This is a genomic window from Caulobacter sp. DWP3-1-3b2 (genome assembly GCF_049896325.1).
Lineage (GTDB): Bacteria > Pseudomonadota > Alphaproteobacteria > Caulobacterales > Caulobacteraceae > Caulobacter.
Map to the genome: position 1 here is coordinate 22649 of NZ_JAFCUB010000014.1, position 15877 is coordinate 38525.

Consider the following 15877-nt stretch of genomic DNA (forward strand, 5'->3'; position numbering starts at 1 on the left):
GCGCGACTCGCATACTGAGCGCGACGATTCGTAGGGATTTCGAATGCGAAGGCTGATGCTGGCGCTGCTGACCGGCGCCTATCTCTGTCTGGCTCTGGTGACGTCCCTGGCCCTGTGGCGCATGGGCGCGGCGCCGTCTGTCGGCCTGGCCGCCTTCATCGGCGCCATGGGCCTGTGCTTCGCCGTTCACGCCGTGATCGCCAGCGCCCTGCAAGGCGCTTCGCTGCGTGTCGACATCGAGACCATCCGCGAGGCCCACGGCATCGTGCTGGAACAGGTCGAGAAGATCGACGCCCGCATCACCGGCCTGCTGGAAACCGTCGTCGACGACGCCCAGCGCCGCTCGGCCGAACTGACCAGCGAGGTCCACCAGCTGGAAGACCTCGTCGCCCAGATGAGCGACCGGCTGGAGCACCAGCTGACCTATCAGGTCGAGGTCGCCCGCGCCGAGCCGCAGCGCCGCTCGCCCCAGTCCAACGCCCTGCTCGAAGTGGTCCAGGACGCCCTGGCCGAGAACCGCGTCGACCTCTATCTGCAGCCGGTCGTCAGCCTGCCCCAGCGCCGCACGGTCTTCTACGAAAGCTTTTCGCGCCTGCGCGACGAGACCGGCCGCATCATGATGCCGGCCGAATATCTGGCCGTGGCCGAGCCCGAGGGCCTGACCGCCGCCATCGACAACCTGCTGCTGTTCCGCTGCGTGCAGATCGTCCGCCGCCTGGCCAAGCAGGACCGCAAGGTCGGGATCTTCTGCAACATCTCGCTGGCCAGCCTGGCCGACGAGGCGTTCTTCGCCCAGTTCCTGGAGTTCCTCCAGGTCAACAAGGACCTGCACGGCGCGCTGATCTTTGAACTGGGCCAGGCCGCCTTCGACGAGCGCGGGTCGGTCGAGGCCCGGCACATGGCCCGCCTGGCCAGTCTTGGGTTCCGCTTCAGCCTCGACAAGGTCACCGACCTGGACCTCGACTTCCAGGACCTGGCCCGCGCCGACGTCAAGTTCCTGAAGATCGGAGCCCAGCTTCTGCTGGACCAGTTGGAAGAGCAGGACGGCAAGCTGGTGATCGCCTCCCTGCCCGACCTCAACGCCCAGGACTTCGCCGGCCTGACCCGTCGCTACGGCATCGAGATCATCGCCGAGAAGGTCGAGCACGAGCGCCAGGTGGTCGACGTCCTGGAACTCGACATCGGCTACGGCCAGGGCCACCTGTTCGGCGAACCCCGCGCCATCCGCGACGCCGTCCTGGCCGAGGCCGATCCGCCGCAAGACTTCATGCGCGGCGCCCTGCGGCGGCGGACGGGGCGGTAGGAGCGACGCTAGAGCAATTTTCGAGCGAAGTGGTTCCGGTTCGCGTGAAGAAAAATGCGTCAAAACAAAAGATTAGAGTTCACGGTCTGACGCAGTCAGGTCGGGAAATGCTCTAGACTCCGCTGGCGCCCTGGGACCGGCCCCGAAGTGTTGAACCGTCTCGCGGCCCTATCGAAAATGAATAGCTGACACGAGCCTCAGCCGCAGACTTGCCAAGCTTGACCAACGCGTCGGGCGACAGGCCATTCGGCTTGTCAAAAACATAACGCGCGCGGCCATCAGCCAATCTTTCGCCGCGAAGGCGGACGGCGCCAGCTGGGATAATAAGATAGGTTGGGCGCACGCATCACTACCTCCGCTTGGCGTCATGAGATGGCGGGAAATCTCGTTCAAAACAACCCGGCGTTGCTGCGTTCGGCGTGGACGGCTAGGAAACGCCCATGCTCATCGAAGCCACCGACGCCCATTTCGCCGCCCTGATCGCTGGCCGTGCGCCGGACGGCCTGACGCTCGCCGAGGGCGGGGTCGAGGCGTCGGAGGTATTGGCCATGCTGCGCGGCCTGTCGGCCGAGGTCGGCGAGAGCTTCGAGCCCAATGCCTGGCTGATCGTCGAGGACGGCGAGGTGGTCGGCCTGTGCTCGCTGGTGCGCCTGCCCTATGTCGGCGGCGCGGTGATGATCGGCTATGGCGTGGCGGCCTCGCGACGGCGGCGCGGGATCGCCGGGCGTGCGGTGGCCGACCTGCTGGACTGGGCGCGGGGCGACTACCGCGTCAGCGAGGTCTCGGCCGAGACCTCGATCCACAACGCGCCGTCGCAGCGGGTGCTAGAGGCCAACGGCTTCGCGCGGTCAGGCGAACGGGAGGATGAGGATGACGGTCCGCTGTTCTGCTGGCGGGCCAGCGTTTAGGGCCACCAATAATTCCGCTCATCCCGCCGAATGCCGGGACCCAGATGGAATAGTTTTGAGGCTGACGCCAGGAGCGCCGCGACCTTCCAATCATCCCATCGGCATGGGATCTGGGTCCCGGCATTCGCCGGGATGAGCGGATATTTTTGAGCTCACCGGCCGGCGACCAGCACCCCATTGCACGCCGCCAAGTCCGCCTCCGAGAACGTCACGCCCCGGAAGCCGAAGCTGCTGATCGGTCCCAGTTCGCGGACCAGGCGGCGGCAGCTGCGCATGGGCGGCATGGCCTTGACCTGGGGCGAGCGGCAGATGTCGGCCTTGCAGCGCCAGACCGCGCCGTCGAACACGGTGTGATCTTGGGTGGTGGGGGTCTGGAGGGTCAGCCAACCCCCCTCTTGTCTAGGGGCGTGCGGCTTGATTTCAGACATGGCGGGGCCGCCCGTCGCGGCCAGGGCCGCGACGGCGATGATGAGGCTGCGCATGGGGTTAGCTCCGGTGATGGGGTTGGGGGTGGGTTCGGTTGGGGACACACACTCACTCCAAGGCCTGGCCAGCCCGGCTCAGTCCCTGGAATGAGTGTGTGTCCCCGTTCACTCGTCCCCGTTTGCCGCCCTAGGCGGCGGCCTTGTAGAGGGCGAACTCTTCGCTCAGGGCCCTGGCCACCGAGGGGCGGGCCTGCAGGCGGTCGCGATAGGCGGCCAGGGCTGGCCAGGGCGCCAGGTCCAGCGCAATGGCGTGGGCCCAGTTCAGGATCACGAACAGATAGGCGTCGGCGACGCTGAACTTGCCGTGCAGGAACTCTCGGCCGCCCAGGTGGGCGTCGAGATAGGCCAGGCGGTCGGCCAGCCGATCGTGGGCGAAGGCCTTGGCGCCGTCCGGCGACGTCGGCCGGAGCAGGACGGTGAACGCCCCGGCGTGAAGCTGAGAGCTGATGAAGCTCAGCCAGCTCTGCACCTTGCGGCGATCGGCGCCTTCGGCGGGGATCAGGCCGGCGGCCGGAAATTGATCGGCGACATATTGCAGGATGACCGCGTTCTCGACGATCAGTTCGCCGTCGTCGGTGCGCAACACCGGCACCTGGCCCACCGGGTTGATGTCCAGAAACGCCGTCCCATCCTCGACCCGCTTGGGCGTCGCCTTGTTGTCGACCCTGAGGAATCGGATCTCCGCGCCCGCCTCATAGGCGGCGATCCGGGTGGCCATCGAACAGGACATCGGAGAGAAGTAGAGATCCATCGGATCCTCCATTTGCATTTCCATACCATTTCGCATAAAAATAATGGACGCAAGGTTTTTATTCGAAATGGTACAAAACTCAGGGCCTGCTGAGCCCGCCAAGCGCCGGGGCCGGCCGCGCGGCTACGACCCCGAGGTCGCCTTGGGCCAGGCGACCGCGACCTTCTGGAACCAGGGCTTCGCCGGCGCCTCGCTGGACGATCTGAGCGCCGCCACAGGCATGAACCGGCCCAGCCTGTACGGGGCGTTCGGCGACAAGCAGGCGCTGTTCCACGCCGCCATGGACGCCTATATCGCCCAGTCGCGGGCGGCGATGACGCAGGCCTTCCGAGCCGGCGGCACGCTGCGCCAGACCCTGGAGCGAATCTATCACGCCGCCTTGGGCCGCTACCTGTCGGGCGATGTCGGTGGGCGCGGCTGCTTCATGATCAGCGCCGGCCTGGGCCAGGCGGTGGTCGATCCGGCGGTGCGGGCGGTCGTCGCCGACGGCCTGCACGAGCTGGATCGCGGCTTCGAACAGTTGCTGGCCCGCGCCGAGGCCAAGGGCGAGCTTCCGCCCGGCGCCGACGCCGCCGCCCTGGCGCGGGTGGCCAGCGGCATGCTCAACGCCCTGTCGGTCCGCGCCCGGGCCGGCGAGACGCGAGCGCAGTTGGACGCCACGATCAAGGCCACCCTGGACCTGATCTGCGGACCGCAAGCATCGGAATGACGGCGGGATAGTCGAGGCGCATGCTCCTGTTCAACGAGAGGAGACCTCGACATGATCGCTTCCATCCCCACGACCGACCCCACCGCTGACGATCTGCGCTGGGAGGCCCTGCGCCGCCGCGACCGCGACCTGCAAGGCGCCTTCTTCATCGCCGTGCGCACCACGGGCGTCTATTGCCTCGCCAGTTGCGCCGGACGGCCGCTGCGCAAGAACGTCGAATTCCACGACACCCGCGAGAGCGCCCGCGCCGCTGGCTTCCGCGCCTGCCTGCGCTGCAAGCCCGACCTGCCGCGCGAGACTTTGCGTTGGGCCACGGTTTCCACCGACCTGGGCCTGGCCCTGGTGGCTTGCTCCGAAGCCGGCCTGCGGCTGGTGACGCTGGGCGACGACGCGGACCTGCTGGCAACGGACCTGGATCGCCGCTTCCGCCACGCAAGGCTGACCCACGATCCCGACGGCCTGCGCCCAGAGCTGGCGGCCATCGCCGCCGAGATCGACGGCAAGGCGCCGGCGCTCGACCTGACCCTGGACGCCCAGGGCACGCCGCTTCAACAGGCCGTCTGGGCGGCGTTGAGGGGGATTCCCGCCGGAACCACGGCGTCCTACGCGCAGGTGGCGCGGAGCATCGGCCGGCCGGCCGCCGCCCGGGCCGTGGCCCAGGCCTGCGGCGCCAATCCGCTGGCGGTGATCACCCCGTGCCACCGGGTGGTGCGGGCCGACGGCGGGCTGGCGGGCTATCGCTGGGGGGTGGAGCGCAAGGCGGCGCTGTTGGCCCGCGAGGCCGCATGAGCCTGGACTGGACGCGGATCGCGACCGATCTGGACGCCCAGGGCTGGGCCCTGACCGGCCCGCTGCTGCCACCGGAAACCTGCTACGGGATCGCCGGCCTCTATGATCAGGAGGCCGGCTTTCGCAACCGGGTGGTCATGGCGCGCCACGGCTATGGCCAAGGCGAGTATCGGTACTTTTCCTATCCCTTGCCCGCGCCCGTGCAGCGGATCCGCCAGGCGCTGTACGGCCCCCTCGCCGCCGTCGCCAACCGTTGGGCCCAGCGGCTGGGCGAGGACCGAACCTTCCCAGACAGCCTCGACGACATGCTGGCCCGCTGCCACGCGGCGGGCCAGGCCAGGCCGACGCCCCTGCTGCTGACCTACGGCCCCGGCGACTACAACTGCCTGCACCAGGACCTCTATGGAGAACACGTCTTCCCGCTGCAGGCCGCCTTCCTGCTGGACGAGCCCGGCCGCGACTTCGAGGGCGGCGAGTTCGTGCTGGTCGAGCAGCGTCCGCGGCAGCAGTCCCGGCCCCAGGTCGTGCCGCTGGGCCAGGGCGAGGGCGTGATCTTCGCCGTTCGCGAACGCCCGGCCGAGGGGTCAAGCGGCGTCCACCGCCGGGTGTTGCGCCACGGCGTCAGCACGGTGCGGTCCGGCCGCCGGCGGGTGTTGGGGGTGATCTTCCACGACGCGACGTGACTGCGAGTAGGGACAGGCGCATGCGCCTGTCCCTAGCCTCATGCCTAACCCGCGCCCCTAAAGCGTCGCCATGTCGATCACGAACCGATACCGCACGTCGCTCTTCTGCATGCGGACATAGGCGTCGTTGATCTGGTTGATCGAGATGGTCTCGATGTCGGCGACAATGTCGTGCTGGCCGCAGAAGTCGAGCATCTCCTGGGTCTCCTTGATCGAGCCGATCATCGAACCGGCCAAGGTGCGGCGTCCGGGGATCAGGGCGAAGGCGTTGAGCTGGGCCGGTTCTTCCGGCGCGCCGACCAGCACCATGGCGCCGTCGATCTTCAGCAGGTTGAGGTACGCGCCCCAGTCCAGCGCCGCCGAGACCGTGCAGATGATCAGGTCAAAGGTTCCGGCCAGGGTTTCGAAGGTCGCCGCGTCGCTGGTCGCGTAGTAATGATCGGCGCCCATCTTCAGGCCGTCGTCCTGCTTGGAGAGGGTCTGGCTCAGCACCGTCACCTCGGCCCCCATGGCGTGGGCGATCTTGACGCCCATGTGGCCCAAGCCGCCGAGACCGAGGATGGCGACCTTCTTGCCGGGGCCGGCGTTCCAGTGGCGCAGCGGCGAATAGAGCGTGATGCCAGCGCACAGCAGGGGCGCGGCCGCGTCGAGCGCCAGGTTGTCGGGGATCGACAGGACATAGCCTTCCTTGACCACCATGTGGTCGGAATAGCCGCCATAGGTGGGCAGGTCGCAGCCGGGCTGCGGGCTGCTATAGGTCTGGACTAGGCCCGGCATGTACTGCTCCAGGTCCAGGTCGCGCTGGGCGCAGGTGGTGCAGCTGTCGACGAAACAGCCGACGCCCACTTGGTCGCCTTCCTTGAACCGGCTGACGCTGGAGCCGACGGCGGTGACCACGCCGGTGATCTCGTGGCCCGGCACCAGCGGATAGACGCTCATGCCCCAGCCGTTGTCGACCATGTGGATGTCGGAGTGGCACACGCCGCAATGCTTGATGGCGATGACGACGTCGTCGGCGTTGGGCTCGCGACGTTCGAAGGTGAAGGGGGAAAGCTTGTCGGACGCGGCTTGGGCCGCATAGCCCTTGGCTGTGGCCATCGGAAGTTCCTCGATTTTCGGGAGCACGATCTGGGGAGCGATCGGAGACCAAGGTCTTGCACGCTTTCGCCGTCGCGCGTTAGGCCGATCCCGTCCATCTGATGCACGATCCTGTCGCGCGCGCCGACCCGTTCGACCCGGCGCGGAAAGCTTGGCTGGCCTTTCGGCAAAGGTCTGCTGGCCTTGGGGCCGCCGCGTCCCTACATCCGCAACCGTTGACGCACCTGTCCCCGCCCGGTACCGCCCCTGTCCATGACCGATCTGCCCCCTGGCCTCTCCACCCTCGCCGACCGTTATGACGTGCTGCTGTGCGACGTCTGGGGGGTGATCCACAACGGCGTCGAAAGCTATCCCGAGGCCTGCCAGGCGCTGATGAATTGGCGCGCCCACCACGGGCCGGTGATCCTGATCTCCAACTCGCCTCGGCCCTCGGCCGCCGTGGTTGAGCAGTTGGACGCCCTGGGCGTGCCGCGCGAGGCCTGGAGCGCCTTCGTCACCTCGGGAGATGCGACGCGGACCTTGCTGGCCGAACGCGCCCCTGGCCCGGCCTGGATCGTGGGCCCCGAGCGCGACTTCACGCTCTATGAAGGCCTGGGCCTGGAGACCGCCGGCCCCGAGGCCGCCGCCTTCGTCGCCGTCACGGGTATGGTCGATGACGAGAACGAGGCGCCCAGCGACTATACGGACCGCCTGGCGATCGCCGCCGAGCGCGGCCTGACCCTGATTTGCGCCAATCCCGACCGGGTGGTGCAGCGCGGCGACCGCCTGATCTATTGCGGCGGATCCCTGGCCGACCTCTATGAGAGCCTGGGCGGGCAAGTGCTGATGGCCGGAAAGCCCTTCGCGCCGATCTACGACCTGGCCCTGGCGCAAGCCGCGGCCCTGAAGGGCGGACCGGTCGATCGCACGCGCGTGCTGTGCATCGGCGACGGGGTCATCACCGACGTCAAGGGCGCCCACGACCAGCAGTTGGCCTGCCTGTTCATCGCCAAGGGCATCCATGGCGAGGCGGCGATCGGCGCCGACGGCAAGCTGGATCCGACAAAGGTTGCGGGCCTGCTGGCAGCTGAAAACCTCGGCGCCACTCACGCCATGGGCGATCTGGTCTGGTGAAGCCTGTCCTGACCGCTAGATTGGGCGCCACGCACAATAAGAACGAGGGGCGCGGGATGCAGGGAATGTTTCTGGAGGATCTGAGCGTCGGCCAGTCGGCCGAGTTGGTCCGCAACGTCGCCGAGGCCGACATCGTCGCCTTCGCGGCCGTGACCGGCGACAACAACCCCGTCCACTTGGACGCCGACTATGCGGCGACCACCAGCTTTGGCGAGCGCATCGCCCACGGCATGTTGTCGGCCGGCTACATCTCGGCCGTGCTGGGCACGACCTTGCCGGGCCCCGGCGCGATCTATCTGTCGCAGAGCCTGAAGTTCAAGCGGCCGGTCAAGATCGGCGACGCGGTCACCGCCCGCGCCACCGTCACCGAGATCGATGAAGCCAAGGCCCGGGTGACCTTCGCCACCGTCTGCCTGGTCAATGGCAAGCCGGTGGTCGATGGCGAGGCCGTGGTCATGGTCCCGCGAAGGGCCGCGTAGGAAGGTTCGCATGCGCTTGAAGATCGTTCATGGCTGGAAGGACCTGCCCGTCGAGGCGCGGGGCGCGGCCGTTGCCCTGGGCAATTTCGACGGCGTGCATCGTGGCCACCAGCAGGTGATCGCCCAGGCCGCCAAGGCCGCGCTGGCGGCCAAGGCGCCGCTGGGGGTGGTCACCTTCGACCCCCACCCGCGCCGACTGTTCCGGCCTAGCGAGCCGGCCTTCAAGCTGATGACCCACGACCAGCAGGCCCGCGCGCTGCAGGCCCTTGGCGTGGACATCCTCTACCTGCTGCCGTTCGACTTCGAGATGGCCAGTTTCGGCGACCGGGATTTCGTCGATCAAGTGCTGGTGAAGGGTCTGGGGGTCCGGCACGTGGCCGTCGGCTTCGACATCTCGTTCGGACGCGGCCGCAGTGGCAGCGCCGCGCTGATGGAGACCTATGGCGCGCAGGACGGCTTCTCCGTCTCGGTGGCCGAGCCGGTGGCCAGCCGCGACGGCGACAAGTTCTCGTCCACCGCCGTGCGCGACGCCCTGCGCGATGGTCATCCCGAACGGGCCGCGCGGATCCTGGGAAGACCCTTCGCCATCGAGGGCGTGGTGCGTCGCGGCCAGCAGTTGGGCCGGACGCTGGGCTTCCCGACGGCCAATGTCGAGGTCGAGGACTATGTGGTGCCGAAACTCGGCGTCTACGCCACCCGTACCCGCCTGCCTGACGGCCGCGAAGTGCCCGGCGTGGCCAATCTGGGCAACAACCCGACCACCGGCGAGGTCGAGACCCGGCTTGAGACCTGGCTGTTCGACTTCGACGAGGATCTCTACGGCCAGGTCATCGAGACCGACCTGATCGCCTTCCTGCGGCCCGAGCTGAAGTTCGCCAGCATCGCGCTGATGGTGGAACAGATCCTGCGCGACGAGCAGGCGGCCAGGGCGATCGTCGCGCCGGGGTTTTAGAATCCTTCTCCCCTTGTGGGAGAAGGTAGGGACGACGACTTCAAGACAATCGAGTCATCAAGCGCATGGCGTCACAGTCCGGCCGGGTCTATCGTGGCGCATGAAAATCCACCTGACCGAAGCCGATCACCTGCTGCTGGACCGCTATCTCGACTGCGTGCTGCTGCGGCACGCCGAAGGCGTCTACAACCTCGAAACCGCTCGTGCCGAGTTGGCCGAGGCCTTCACCCAGATGACCCGCGAGGAGCCGGCCTTCCGCGACCACATGCAGGGTGTGCTGGACGCCCGCGACGACGCCTAGAGCGTTTGCCGACCTGATTGCATCAGGCCGGGGCTCTAGGTTTTTGTTTTACGCATTTTCTTCACGCGAACCGGGATCCACTTCGCTCGAAAATGCCCTAGACAGCCGACTCGCCAACCGCAGTTCTTGCCGTTAACCTTTGCCGCACACGAGGCGGGGGCCGGGATGAAAGCGCGCAAGTACGAACGGTTCGCCCAGGCGCGAAAGCCCGCAAGCCCGCGCCGTCACGAAATTCTAGCCTATCCCGACGAGGCCCTCTTCGTCTTCGATCCCGGCGAACTGCCCCAGGCCGGCGGGGCGGCCGCCGACGACACGATCCTGGACGCCTATTCCAACGCCGTGGTCCGGGCCGTCGAGGCGGTGGGACCCAGCGTCGTGCGCATCCATCCGATGCTGGAGGACCCGCGCATCCAGGGCGTGGGCTCGGGCTTCGCCATCGCCGCCAATGGCCTGATCCTGACCAACAGCCACGTGGTGCAGGGCGCGGCGCGGTCCATCGTGATCACCGCCGAGGGCCGCAGCCTGACCGCCCGCTGCGTCGGCGACGATCCCGACACCGACCTGGCCTTGCTGCAGCTTGACCAGCGCGCCAACCTGCCGGTGGCCCGCCTGGGCAATTCCAAAGCCCTGCGGCGCGGCCAGCTGGTGATCGCCATCGGCGCGCCGCTGGGCTTCGAGGCGACGGTGACCACCGGCGTGGTTTCCGCCCTGGGCCGCAGCCTGCGCGGCGAGCGCGGTCGGCTGATCGAGGACCTGATCCAGACCGACGCCGCCCTCAATCCCGGCAACAGCGGCGGGCCGCTGGTCAGTTCCAACGGCGAGGTTGTCGGCATCGCCACCGCCGTGATCGCCGGCTACCAGGGCCTGTGCTTTGCCGTGGCCTCCAATACCGCGACCTTCGTGATCGCCGAGTTGATCGCCCATGGCCATGTGCGGCGCGGCTCAATCGGCCTCGTCGCCCAGCAGGCCCCGATCCCCCCCGGCCTGGCCCGCGCCACCGGCGTCAACCAGGGCTATGCGGTGTTCGTCGCCCAGATCGACGCCGGCGGTCTGGCCGCCAAGGCCGGGGTGCGCGAGGGCGACCTGCTGGTCAGCGCCGCCGGCCGGCCCCTGACCGGCCTGGATGACCTGCTGCGCGCCCTGGACCACCACAGCATCGAAAAGGCCACCGCCTTCGTCCTGATCCGCGAAGGCCGTTTGATGACCGTGACCATCACCCCGAAAGCCCGAAAACGCGGCTGAGGCGGCCAGATCGCCGAAATCGACAGAACGCCGGTTTTCTCCGTGGACGCGACCCTTTGACGCGCCTACACCTTTCACGGCAGTGTAGAAGGGGCGTGGTCTTGACCTATGATTTCGCGGGGCGTGGATTTTGGAGACGAACGCTTAGCGCCGCCAAGCGCCTGATACCGCCTCGCCTGACGCCTCCTTCCCGCGAAGGCCGCCTGTTGGCCGCGCTCTGGACCCTGGCCGCCCTGATCACCCTGGGCGTCGCCCTGAGCCAGAGCCTGCTGATGTTTCTGCTCTCGATGGCCGCGGTGCTGTTTGGCACCTACGCGGCGCTGTGGGCGATGAACGGCGCGGCGCGGCGGTAGGGGCGAAAATGATTGTCATCCCGGACGAGCGCGCAGCGCGAAGATCCGGGATCGACGCGTGAGGGCCAGCGTTTCCGGCGGTCCCGGATCTGCGGCCTTGCGGGCCTTGTCCGGGATGACAGGTTTGGTTGGTGAGTGGAGGTTTGCCCCCCTCCCCCACCTCTGCTATCCCCCGCCCATGTCTTTCGTTCGGAAAACCTCGCGAATTAGCCGCCCGGCGTGACGCCGCTGGACGCTTGCCGGTGCGCGTGCCGGGATCAGACCCGCACCCCTCTTCCGAACCCCTACGCTGGATAGCTTTGCCATGGCCGACGACGCCACGCCCGCTCGCGACTACCGCGAAACCGTCTTCCTCCCCGACACCCCGTTCCCGATGCGTGGCGGCCTGCCCAAGAAGGAGCCCGAGATCCTGGAGGGCTGGGCGGCGCTGTCCGACAAGGGCCTGTACGGCGCGGTGCGTGCAGCGCGCCAGGCGGCCGGCGCCCCGCTGTTCGTGATGCACGACGGCCCGCCCTACGCCAATGGCGCGATCCACATCGGTCATGCCCTGAACAAGACGCTGAAGGACTTCGTGGTCCGCTCGCGCTTCGCCCTGGGCTACGACGTCGACTACGTGCCCGGCTGGGACTGCCACGGCCTGCCGATCGAGTGGAAGATCGAGGAAGAATTCCGCGCCAAGGGCCGCCGCAAGGACGAGGTGCCGGCCGCCGAGTTCCGCAAGCGCTGCCGCGAATACGCCGCCGGCTGGATCGAGGCCCAGAAGGTCGAGTTCCAGCGCCTGGGCGTGCTGGGCGATTGGTGGAACCGCTACGCCACCATGGACTACAGCAGCGAAGCCACCATCGTCGCCGAGTTCCACAAGTTCGCCACCAGCGGCCAGCTCTATCGCGGCTCCAAGCCGGTGATGTGGAGCCCCGTCGAGCGCACGGCCCTGGCCGACGCCGAGATCGAGTACCACAACCACGTCTCGCCGACGGTGTGGGTGAAGTTCCCGGTCAGGGCCTATGACGAGGAGCACTTCTCGCTGTCCGGCAACAAGGACGGTGACAACGTCTTCCGCCTGCAGCCGAACGACGCCAGCGTCGTGATCTGGACCACCACCCCGTGGACCATCCCGGCCAACCGGGCGATCAGCTTCAACCCCAAGGTCGAGTACGGCCTCTACGAGGTCGAGGCCCTCGAGGAGAACCTGGAGTTCGCCCCGTGGTCCAAGGTCGGCGACCGGCTGATCGTCGCCGACAAGCTGGCCGAGGAGGTCCGCAAGGCCGCCAAGGTCGCGTCCTGGCGCCGGGCCGAGCCGGTCGATCCGACGGGCCTGATCTGCGCCCACCCCTTGGCGACCTTCGACCCTAATCCCGATGGGGGCTACGGCTTCGACGTGCCACTGCTGGCTGGCGATCATGTGACCGACGACGCCGGCACGGGCTTTGTCCACACCGCCCCAGGCCACGGCGCCGACGACTATCTGGTCTGGCTGAAGAGCGGCTACGCCCTGGACTCCATCCCCGACACCGTCGATCCCGACGGCGCCTATTTCCCGCATGTGCCGCTGTTCGCGGGCCTGAAGGTCATCGAGACCGAGGGCAAGAAGACCGGCAAGTTCGGGGCCGCCAATGGCGCGGTGATGGACAGGCTGATCGAGGCCGGAAACCTGCTGGCGCGCGGCCGGGTCGAGCACAGCTATCCGCACAGCTGGCGCTCCAAAGCCCCGGTGATCTTCCGCAACACCCCGCAGTGGTTCATCCGCATGGATCAGGCCGTGCCGACCCTGGGCGGCCAGACCCTGCGCGAGGTGGCCGTCAAGGCCATCGCCGACACCGCCTTCCACCCCGAGGCCGGGCGCAACCGCATCGGTTCGATGGTCGAGTCGCGTCCCGACTGGCTGATCAGCCGACAGCGCGCCTGGGGCACGCCGCTGGCCATGTTCGTCGACAAGGAAACCGGCCGGCCGCTGATCGACCCGGCCGTCAACGACCGTATCCTGGCGATCATCCGCGAGGGCGGCAGCGACGCCTGGTTCGAGCGTCCCGACGAAGATTTCCTGGGTCCGCTCGATCCCGTCCAGTACGAAAAGGTCGTCGACATCCTCGACGTCTGGTTCGACAGCGGCAGCACTCACGCCTTCACCCTGGAAGGCCGCAACGACAGCGCGTCGCCGGCCGACCTCTATCTGGAAGGCTCTGACCAGCATCGCGGCTGGTTCCAGTCCAGCTTGCTCGAAAGCTGCGGCACGCGCGGCCGCGCGCCCTACAAGGCGGTTCTCACCCACGGGTTCACCCAGGACGAGAACGGCGAGAAGATGAGCAAGTCCAAGGGCAACACCGTCGAGCCCCAGACCATCACCAAGGAGAGCGGCGCCGAGATCCTGCGGCTGTGGGCGGCGATGGTCGACTATTCCGAGGACCAGCGGATCGGCAAGACCATCCTGGCCACCACCACCGACGCCTATCGGAAGCTGCGCAATACCACCCGCTACCTGCTGGGCGCCCTGGCCGGCTTCGACGAGGCCGAGCGGGTGCCGAACTATGCCGACTTCCCGCCGCTCGAGAAGTATATCCTGCACCGGCTGTGGGAGCTCGACGGCCAGGTCAAGGCCGCCTACGAGGCCTACCGGTTCAGCGACGTGATCCGGCCGCTGATCGACTTCTGCCAAGGGGATTTGTCCAGCCTGTTCTTCGACATCCGCAAGGACTGCCTCTATTGCGACATCCCCACGGCCCTGCGCCGCCGGGCCTATCGCACGGTGCTGGACCATGTGTTCGAGCGCCTGACGGTGTGGCTGTCGCCCCTGACCAGCTTCACCATGGAAGAAGCCTGGACGACGCGCTTCCCCGAGGCGGGCAGCAACGTGCTGCGGGTGATGCCGGAGACGCCGGCCGCCTGGCGCAATGACGCCGAGGCCGCGCGGTGGGCCAAGGTCGAGACCGTGACCTCGGTGGTGACCTCGGCCTTGGAAGTCGAACGTCGTGAAAAGCGACTCGGCTCGGCCTTGGAAGGCGCGCCGGTGGTGCACATCAACGACGCCGCCCTACTGGCAGCCTTCGACGATTTGGACGCCGCCGAGGTGTTCCGCACCAGCGCCGCGACGCTGGTGGCCGGCGAGGCCACCGGCGCGTTCGCGCTGGACGAGGTCAAGGGCGTGGCCGTGGAGCCAAAACTCGCCGACGGCAAGAAGTGCGCGCGCTCCTGGCGCATCCTGCCGGAGGTGGGAACCGATCCGCGCTATCCCGAGCTTAGCCTCCGCGACGCCGAAGCGGTGGCGTGGTGGGATCGCGAACACGCGGTTTAAGATCTCCCTCTCCCAGAGGGAGAGGGAGGGGCCCGCGCCGCCAGGCGTGGGAGGGTGAGGGGTTAAGATGCTAGACGGCGTGCCGGCACGCCGGCAAACAGCGTAACCCCTCACCTTCCCGCCGCTACGCGGCAGGCCCCTTCCTCTCCCTCTGGGAGAGGATCAAAGGAAGAGCGACGAACCATGAAATCGATCACCCGCCTCGGCTTGACCGCCTACGCCATCGCCGCGATCACCGTCGTGCTGGACCAGCTCAGCAAGGGTTGGATCCTGGCCACATTGGGGACCGAGCAAGGCGCCAGCCTGCCGGTGGTTGGCCCGCTGTACCTGACCCTGGTCCATAACCAGGGCATGAGCTTTGGCCTGTTTCGCGGGCCGGAATATCGCTGGCTGCTGACCCTGTTCTCGGCCGCCGTGGTCATCGGCCTGGGGATCTGGGCGCGCAAGGCGATCCGGCCGCTGATGGCCTCGGGCCTGGGCTTCATCATGGGCGGGGCGATCGGCAACAACCTGATCGACCGCATCCGCTATGGCCATGTGATCGACTTCATCGACGTCTCGCGCCTGCATTTCCCCTGGGTGTTCAATGTCGCCGACGCGGCGATCAACCTCGGCGTGGCCCTGCTGCTGCTGGACAGCTTCCTGTCGGAAGAAAAAAAGCTGGCTCATCCCGACGGGCACGGCCTCTGAAGCCTTAACGGCGCCACGTTTCCAAGGAAGATTGGCGCCCGGCCCCGGATGTCGTATCGAGGGCGTCCGAAATTTGGCCTACCCGGGGGCGGGCCGCTGGAGCACGGTTTTCATGAGTTTCAATCGGGTCGCGACCCTTGGCGTCCTGGCCGCAGTGGCCGCTGCAGGCCTGGCCGGCTGCCAATCGACCTCCAAGGCCCTCGGCATGGCCAAGGTGGTGCCGGATGAGTTCCGCGTCGTCACCAAGGCGCCGCTGGTCGTGCCGCCGGATTACAGCCTGCGCCCGCCGGCCCCCGGCGAGCCGCGCCCGCAGGAACTGCAGCCGGAAAGCGCCGCACGCCAGGCCCTGATTGGCCAGAGCAACGCCGCCGGCCGCTCCGACGGCGAGAAGCTGCTGGTCGCCAAGGCCGGCGTCGACAAGGCCGACCCGCTGATCCGCTTCGTCGTTGATGACGAGAACGGCGACCTGGCCCACAAGGACGAGAGCTTCGCCAGCAAGGTGATGTTCTGGAAGAAGGGCGACAAGACCGCCGCCCCCACCGCCTCGGAAACCGGCGCCACCGAATCCGTGACGGTCGACGCCGCCACCGAAGAGGCCCGCCTGAAAGCCCTGACCGGCGCCGGCACGATCGTCATCACCCGCGAAAAGCAGAGCAGGATCAAGCTTCCGGGGCTGTAGGCTTCGGTCGTTTGTGAGTTCAAGGAATAGCCCGGCGGCGAAAGCTTCCGGGC

General features: G+C 67.7%; 17 protein-coding genes. 14 read left to right on the forward strand and 3 right to left on the reverse strand.

Features of this window, described 5'->3' with window-relative positions; genetic code table 11:
* Positions 1 to 43 precede the first annotated feature (43 nt).
* On the forward strand, positions 44 to 1303 hold the full coding sequence (locus ACP7AG_RS11210; protein ID WP_426030870.1) for an EAL domain-containing protein: 1260 nt from the start codon (positions 44 to 46) through the stop codon (positions 1301 to 1303).
* 440 nt (positions 1304 to 1743) lie between these two features.
* Positions 1744 to 2211: a GNAT family N-acetyltransferase gene (locus tag ACP7AG_RS11215; protein ID WP_426030871.1), complete on the forward strand. Its 468-nt coding sequence runs from the start codon at positions 1744 to 1746 to the stop codon at positions 2209 to 2211.
* 152 nt (positions 2212 to 2363) lie between these two features.
* On the opposite strand, the gene ACP7AG_RS11220 is transcribed toward ACP7AG_RS11215, so the two are convergent.
* Together ACP7AG_RS11220 and ACP7AG_RS11225 are read right to left on the reverse strand one after the other, a co-directional pair.
* Positions 2364 to 2693: a CC_3452 family protein gene (locus ACP7AG_RS11220; RefSeq protein WP_426030872.1), complete on the reverse strand. Its 330-nt coding sequence runs from the start codon at positions 2691 to 2693 to the stop codon at positions 2364 to 2366.
* A gap of 130 nt (positions 2694 to 2823) precedes the next feature.
* Positions 2824 to 3447, reverse strand: coding sequence for a glutathione S-transferase N-terminal domain-containing protein (locus ACP7AG_RS11225; protein WP_426030873.1), 624 nt, complete (start codon positions 3445 to 3447; stop codon positions 2824 to 2826).
* Between the two features lie 67 nt (positions 3448 to 3514).
* Here ACP7AG_RS11225 and ACP7AG_RS11230 point away from each other — a divergent pair, with 67 nt between their 5' ends.
* Genes ACP7AG_RS11230 through ACP7AG_RS11240 form a run of 3 tightly spaced genes read left to right on the forward strand, consistent with a single transcriptional unit; the run spans position 3515 to position 5628 of the window.
* Complete coding sequence (locus ACP7AG_RS11230; protein ID WP_426030874.1) at positions 3515 to 4156, forward strand: TetR/AcrR family transcriptional regulator; 642 nt, start codon at positions 3515 to 3517, stop codon at positions 4154 to 4156.
* Between the two features lie 51 nt (positions 4157 to 4207).
* Positions 4208 to 4945, forward strand: a complete 738-nt coding sequence (locus tag ACP7AG_RS11235) for a methylated-DNA--[protein]-cysteine S-methyltransferase (protein ID WP_426030875.1) — start codon at positions 4208 to 4210, stop codon at positions 4943 to 4945.
* Entirely contained in the window at positions 4942 to 5628 is a 687-nt protein-coding gene (locus ACP7AG_RS11240; RefSeq protein WP_426030876.1) for a 2OG-Fe(II) oxygenase, read from the forward strand. The genes ACP7AG_RS11235 and ACP7AG_RS11240 overlap by 4 nt, the downstream gene beginning before the upstream one ends.
* A gap of 57 nt (positions 5629 to 5685) precedes the next feature.
* Here ACP7AG_RS11240 and ACP7AG_RS11245 read toward each other — a convergent pair whose 3' ends face one another.
* Positions 5686 to 6726 carry an NAD(P)-dependent alcohol dehydrogenase gene (locus ACP7AG_RS11245; protein ID WP_426030877.1) on the reverse strand — a complete coding sequence of 347 codons (1041 nt, stop codon included), beginning with the start codon at positions 6724 to 6726 and terminating at the stop codon, positions 5686 to 5688.
* A 252-nt stretch (positions 6727 to 6978) separates the two neighbouring features.
* On the opposite strand from ACP7AG_RS11245, the gene ACP7AG_RS11250 reads away from it, so the two are divergent.
* From ACP7AG_RS11250 to ACP7AG_RS11290, 9 genes are all read left to right on the forward strand, one after another.
* The gene (locus ACP7AG_RS11250; RefSeq protein ID WP_426030878.1) at positions 6979 to 7839 is read left to right on the forward strand and encodes a TIGR01459 family HAD-type hydrolase; all 861 of its coding nucleotides are present in this window, start codon (positions 6979 to 6981) and stop codon (positions 7837 to 7839) included.
* A 56-nt stretch (positions 7840 to 7895) separates the two neighbouring features.
* Positions 7896 to 8318, forward strand: coding sequence for a MaoC family dehydratase (locus tag ACP7AG_RS11255; RefSeq protein WP_426030879.1), 423 nt, complete (start codon positions 7896 to 7898; stop codon positions 8316 to 8318).
* A 10-nt stretch (positions 8319 to 8328) separates the two neighbouring features.
* Positions 8329 to 9270 (forward strand): bifunctional riboflavin kinase/FAD synthetase, encoded by a 942-nt coding sequence (locus ACP7AG_RS11260; RefSeq protein ID WP_426009432.1) that lies wholly within the window; start codon positions 8329 to 8331, stop codon positions 9268 to 9270.
* A gap of 100 nt (positions 9271 to 9370) precedes the next feature.
* Positions 9371 to 9571, forward strand: coding sequence for a hypothetical protein (locus ACP7AG_RS11265; RefSeq protein WP_426009435.1), 201 nt, complete (start codon positions 9371 to 9373; stop codon positions 9569 to 9571).
* Positions 9572 to 9736: 165 nt separating this feature from the next.
* The gene (locus ACP7AG_RS11270; RefSeq protein ID WP_426030880.1) at positions 9737 to 10813 is read left to right on the forward strand and encodes a S1C family serine protease; all 1077 of its coding nucleotides are present in this window, start codon (positions 9737 to 9739) and stop codon (positions 10811 to 10813) included.
* Between the two features lie 206 nt (positions 10814 to 11019).
* Entirely contained in the window at positions 11020 to 11166 is a 147-nt protein-coding gene (locus tag ACP7AG_RS11275; protein WP_426009440.1) for a hypothetical protein, read from the forward strand.
* 304 nt (positions 11167 to 11470) lie between these two features.
* Entirely contained in the window at positions 11471 to 14455 is a 2985-nt protein-coding gene (gene ileS / locus ACP7AG_RS11280) for an isoleucine--tRNA ligase (protein ID WP_426030881.1), read from the forward strand.
* A gap of 183 nt (positions 14456 to 14638) precedes the next feature.
* The gene (lspA, locus tag ACP7AG_RS11285) at positions 14639 to 15145 is read left to right on the forward strand and encodes a signal peptidase II (RefSeq protein WP_426009445.1); all 507 of its coding nucleotides are present in this window, start codon (positions 14639 to 14641) and stop codon (positions 15143 to 15145) included.
* 112 nt (positions 15146 to 15257) lie between these two features.
* Positions 15258 to 15824: a DUF3035 domain-containing protein gene (locus ACP7AG_RS11290; RefSeq protein WP_426030882.1), complete on the forward strand. Its 567-nt coding sequence runs from the start codon at positions 15258 to 15260 to the stop codon at positions 15822 to 15824.
* Positions 15825 to 15877: the final 53 nt, after the last annotated feature.